The sequence below is a fragment of the Virgisporangium aurantiacum genome, from assembly GCF_016863635.1.
In the GTDB taxonomy this organism is placed as follows: Bacteria; Actinomycetota; Actinomycetes; order Mycobacteriales; family Micromonosporaceae; genus Virgisporangium; species Virgisporangium aurantiacum.
Window position 1 is genome coordinate 1 of record NZ_BOPG01000186.1, and the last position, 1,425, is coordinate 1,425.

Genomic DNA, 1,425 nt, shown 5'->3' on the forward strand with positions numbered 1-1,425 from the left:
GCCGTCCGAAGGCGGATGGATCACTTGGTGAGCGATGCCCATCTATCCCCGCATGCTGACATTGAAGAGGGCGGTCATATGTGCCGCCGTTGTCGCGTTGGTCGTCGGTGGGATGGGCAGTGGCGCCGGGGCGGCGCCGGCCGAGGGCGACGTCATCGGGGCGGGTGCGCCGGCGGCGGTTCGTGGCAGTTACATCGTGGTGCTCAAGGCTGGGGTTTCGGACCGGTCTGCGGAGTTTGCCAGGCGGGTCGGCGGGAAGGTGGGTCACCGGTATCGGCAGGCGTTGCACGGTTTCGAGATGGCGATGGGTGAGCGGGCGGCTAGGCGGCTGGCTGCCGATCCGGCGGTGGCCTATGTGGAGCAGAACCAGACGGTGACGACGAATGGTCTGCAGAGTCCGGCGCCGTCGTGGGGTCTTGACCGCATCGACCAGCGCAACCTTGCCCTGAACAACAGGTATGCGTATCCGGCGACCGGGGCGGGTGTGCGGGCGTACATCGTCGACAGTGGGATCCGCTTTTCCCACACCGAGTTCGGTGGGCGGGCGGTGAGTGGGTTCGACGCCGTCGACGGTGGCACCGCCGACGACGCGTACGGGCACGGCACGCACATGGCGGCGATCGTGGGTGGCACGACCTTCGGTGTGGCCAAGGGGGTCACGTTGGTGGCGGTGCGGGTGGTCAACGCGTCGGGCAACGGTACCCTCGCTCAGGTGATCGCGGGTATCGAGTGGGTGACCGCGGATCACGATCCGGGCGAGCGGGCGGTCGCCAATCTCAGCCTCGGTGGCCAGGGGACGGCGTTGAACGCCGCCGTCGCGAACTCGATCGCCGACGGCGTCACCTACGTGGTGTCGGCGGGTAACGCGAACACCGACGCCTGTACCTTCACCCCGGCGAGCGCACCGGCGGCGGTCACGGTCGGCGCCACCACCAGCACCGATCAGCGCACGGCGGCGTCGAACTATGGTGGCTGTGTCGATCTCTTCGCCCCGGGTGGGGGCATCCTGTCCGCGTGGGGTGGTGGTGACTCCGCGACGAACACGCTGACCGGTACGTCTGCGGCGGCGGCGCACACCACCGGCGCGGCGGCGATCCTGCTGGAACAGAACCCGGGCTTCACCCCGCAGCAGGTGCGTGACGCGCTCGTGCTCACCGCGACCACGGGCCTGGTCGGCAACGCGGGCGCCGGCTCGCCCAACAAGCTGCTGTACGTCGAGCCCGTCGCCGAGTTCACCCTCGCGGTCACCTCGCCGTCCACGCCGGTGGTGCAGGGCTCGTGGGAGAAGAACTTCCTGCAGGTCTTCACCCTCGTCGGCGCGCCACAACCGGTCAAGCTCTCCGCCGCGCTGCCGCCCGGGGTGAGCGCCACGTTCGAAGACGTCAACCCGGTCACCTCGGGTGCCACCGTGCCGATCACCATCCG

General features: G+C 69.3%; 1 protein-coding gene. It reads left to right on the plus strand.

Annotated elements, in window-relative coordinates; genetic code table 11:
- Positions 1-34 precede the first annotated feature (34 nt).
- On the plus strand, positions 35-1,425 hold a 1,391-nt coding region (locus tag Vau01_RS62965; RefSeq protein ID WP_204015464.1), incomplete at its 3' end, for a S8 family peptidase.